The following is a 3,420-nucleotide window of genomic DNA, read 5'->3' as shown; positions in this document are numbered from 1 at the left end:
GGTGAGCACCTTCGCCGGCAACCTGCTGCTGGTCGGTTCGATCGCCAACCTGATCGTGGCCGACCTGGCCGCCAAGGAGGGCGTCGTGCTCGACTGGAAACGCCACCTGCTCACCGGCCTGCCGGTGACCTTTGCGTCCCTGCTGGTGGTCTGGGTGACGATCAGTCTGTGATCGACGACAGGAACTGCTGCAGCTCCGGCGTCTGCGGGCTGCCGAAGAGCTGATCGGGTGGACCCATCTCGTGCACCCGGCCCTGGTGCATGAAGATCACGCGGTCGCTGACCTTGCGCGCGAAGCTCATTTCGTGTGTGACCATCAGCAGCGTCATGCCGTCGTCGGCCAGCGACTCCACCACCCGCAGCACCTCGCCCACCAGTTCGGGGTCCAGCGCCGAGGTGATCTCGTCGCACAGCAGCACGCTGGGCTCCATGGCCAGCGCGCGCGCGATCGCCACGCGCTGCTGCTGACCGCCCGAGAGTTGCTCGGGAAACGCGTCGAACTTCTCGCCCAGGCCCACGCGCTGCAGCAGTCGGCGCGCCTGCTGTTCGCCAGTGTCCTTCGTGGTCTTCTTCACCAGACCGGGCGCCAGCATCACGTTGCGGCCCACGCTCAGGTGCGGGAACAGGTTGAAGCTCTGGAAGATCATGCCCACGTGCTGGCGCAGCTCGCGCATCGCGGCGGCGTTGTCGTGCAGCAGCGGCTGGCCGTCCACGCTCAGGCTGCCGGACTGGAACACCTCCAGTCCGTTGATGCAGCGCAGCAGCGTGCTCTTGCCCGAGCCGCTCTTGCCGATGATGGCGATCACCTCGCCCTTCTTCACCTGCAGGTCGATGCCCTTGAGGACCTCGTTGCTGCCGAAGGACTTGCGCAGCTGCCGGATGTCGACGATGGGGGCGTGCGTGTTGGGGTGGCCATGGCCGGGGCGGTCAGGGTGTCAGCGGACAACATGCATTTTCCTTTCGAGGTGGCGTGCGGTCAGGCTCACCGGGAAGCACAGCGCGAAGTACATCAGTGCCACGCAGCTGTAGACCAGGAAGGGCTGGAAGGTGGCGTTGGTGATCATGGTGCCGGCCTTGGTGAGTTCCACGAAGCCGATGACGGACGCCAGCGCCGTGCCCTTGATGACCTGCACCAGGAAGCCCACCGTGGGCGCGATGGCGATGCGCGTGGCCTGTGGCAGCACCACATACCGCAGCTGTTCGGCAAAGCTCAGCGCCAGGCTCTGCGCCGCTTCCCACTGCCCTCTGGGCACGGCGGCCACACAGCCGCGCCAGATCTCGCACAGGAAGGCGCTGGTGTAGAGCGTGAGCGCCAGCGCCGCCGAGACCCAGGCCGAGGTGTCCACACCAAACAGCGCCAGGCCGAAGTACGCCAGGAACAGCTGCATCAGCAGCGGGGTGCCCTGGAAGAGCTGCACGTAGCCGGCCACGAAGGTCTGTGCGCCCGGCCAGCGCGCGGTGCGCGCCACCAGCAGCGCCAGGCCGACGAGCCCACCGCCGATGAAGGCGACCAGCGAGAGCGCCACCGTCCAGCGCGCAGCCAGCAGCAGGTTGCGCAGGATGTCCCAGAGGGTGAAGTCAACCACGGGCGCCTCCCTGACCGAAGATGAAACGGGGGCCAGCCCAGTTGAGCAGCGCACGAACGCCGATGGCCAGCAGCAGGTAGAGGCCGGTGGCGACGATGAAGGCCTCGAAGGCGCGGAAGTTGCGGCTCTGGATCAGGTTGGCCGCGTAGCTCAGTTCCTCGGTCGCGATCTGTCCGCACACCGCCGAGCCCAGCATCACGATGATGATCTGGCTGGTGAGTGCCGGCCACACCTTGCGCAGCGCGGGCGGCAGCACCACGTGTATGAAGGTCTGCGCCTTGTTCAGCGCCAGACTGGCCGCCGCTTCGAACTGTCCCTTGGGCGTGGCCTCGATGCCGGCGCGCACGATCTCGGCCGCATACGCGCCGAGGTTGACCACCATTGCGATCACCGAGGCGGTCTCGGGCGTGAGCTTCACGCCCGCCGCCGGCAGACCGAAAAACACAAAGAACAGCTGCACGATGAAGGGCGTGTTGCGGATGACTTCCACATAACTGCCCACCACCCATCGCAGCCACAGCCGGCCGTGGCTGCGCGCCCAGGCACAGGCCACACCCAGCGCCACGCCCAGCACGGCCGACACCGCGGTCAGCCCCAGCGTCCAGGCCACGCCGTGCAGCAACAGCGACCACTGCGCCAGCACGGCCAGGAAGTCGAATTCGATGCGCATGGCGCCCGTCCTCCGTGTGCGTCAGCTGTACTTATTCCGGCAAGGTGCCTGCGGGGCGGCCGAGCCATTTTTTGGCCATCGCGTCGATGTCGCCCGACTTCTTGGCCGCCAGGATGATCTCGTTGACCTTGGTGCGCAGCGCGTCTTCGCCCTTGGCCACGCCGATGAAGTTGGGGCTGTCCTTGAGCAGCAACTTGTATTCGGTGTTCAGCTGCGGGTTGCGCGCCATCATGTTGCCGGCCACCGAAGCGCCGGTGGCGATGGCCTGCACCTGGCCCGAGACGAAGGCCGAGACGGTGGCGTTGTTGTCTTCGAAGCGCTTGATGTCGGCCGTGGCCGGGGCGACCTTGCTCAGCTCCTGATCCTCGATGGCGCCGCGCGTGACGCCGACCGACTTGCCCGCCAGATCGGCGAACGCCGTGACCGGCAGCGACTTGGCCGCGAACACCGCCTGGAAGAACGGCGAGTAGGCGATGGTGAAGTCGATCACCTTCTCGCGCTCGGGGTTCTTGCCCAGGGTGGAGATGACGAGGTCGGCCTTCTGCGTCTGCAGGTAGGGGATCCGGTTGGCGCTGGTCACCGGCACCAGCTCGACCTTGGCGCCCAGCTTGGCGGCGATGTACCTGGCCATGTCCACGTCCAGACCCTGGGGCTGCAGGTCGGTGCCGACAAAGCCGTAGGGCGGGAAATCGGTCGGGATGGCGATCTTGATGGCCTTGGCCTTCATCACGTTGTCCAGCGCGGACTGGGCCTGGGCAGTACCGGCGGCAGCCAGGGTGGCGACGGCGAGGGTCGAGGCGATGAAGGCGCGTTTGTTCAGTTTCACAGCAAGGCTCCTAGGTAGGTTTCAGCGGACGGGGTGGGGGAGGGGGAAACGGGGGTGGACGGTTTGACCGGTGCCAGTGCCTGCCGCAGGTCGGCCAGCGGGTCGTCCACCGGTGCCAGACGCAGCGCTGCCTGCACCTGGCCGATGTGTTCTTCCATCAGGCGCTCGGCCTGGGCCACGTCGCCGCGTTCCAGCGCTTCGACGATGGCCACGTGGTCCTGGCAGGACTGCACCGCGTCGTGCGTGCTCTGGTAGAGCATGGCGATCAGCGTGGTGCGGGCGGTGTAGTCGCGCAGCGTGTCGGCCAGCAGCTGGTTGCCCAGGCATTCGGCCAGGCA

Annotated in this window: 5 protein-coding genes; all 5 read right to left on the bottom strand. The window is 66.9% G+C overall.

Translation table 11 applies throughout. The features are described 5' to 3' along the window. Positions 1 to 161: 161 nt before the first annotated feature. Positions 162 to 890 (bottom strand): amino acid ABC transporter ATP-binding protein, encoded by a 729-nt coding sequence (locus tag ACR2JA_RS14845; RefSeq protein WP_434009853.1) that lies wholly within the window; start codon positions 888 to 890, stop codon positions 162 to 164. A 45-nt stretch (positions 891 to 935) separates the two neighbouring features. Continuing rightward, on the bottom strand, positions 936 to 1,586 hold the full coding sequence (locus tag ACR2JA_RS14840) for an amino acid ABC transporter permease (protein ID WP_434009852.1): 651 nt from the start codon (positions 1,584 to 1,586) through the stop codon (positions 936 to 938). Beyond that, positions 1,579 to 2,256 carry an amino acid ABC transporter permease gene (locus tag ACR2JA_RS14835; RefSeq protein ID WP_434009851.1) on the bottom strand — a complete coding sequence of 226 codons (678 nt, stop codon included), beginning with the start codon at positions 2,254 to 2,256 and terminating at the stop codon, positions 1,579 to 1,581. Before ACR2JA_RS14835 ends, ACR2JA_RS14840 begins: the two co-directional genes overlap by 8 nt. 31 nt (positions 2,257 to 2,287) lie before the next feature. Further along, the gene (locus ACR2JA_RS14830) at positions 2,288 to 3,082 is read right to left on the bottom strand and encodes a transporter substrate-binding domain-containing protein (RefSeq protein ID WP_434009850.1); all 795 of its coding nucleotides are present in this window, start codon (positions 3,080 to 3,082) and stop codon (positions 2,288 to 2,290) included. Beyond that, a partial coding sequence (locus ACR2JA_RS14825; RefSeq protein ID WP_434009849.1) for an FCD domain-containing protein occupies positions 3,079 to 3,420 on the bottom strand: 342 nt, incomplete at its 5' end. The genes ACR2JA_RS14830 and ACR2JA_RS14825, both read right to left, overlap by 4 nt.

The organism is Hydrogenophaga sp., from assembly GCF_051007235.1.
Lineage (GTDB): Bacteria > Pseudomonadota > Gammaproteobacteria > Burkholderiales > Burkholderiaceae_C > Hydrogenophaga.
Note: the sequence above shows the minus strand (reverse complement) of the source record. Positions and strands in the feature narration are given on the sequence as shown.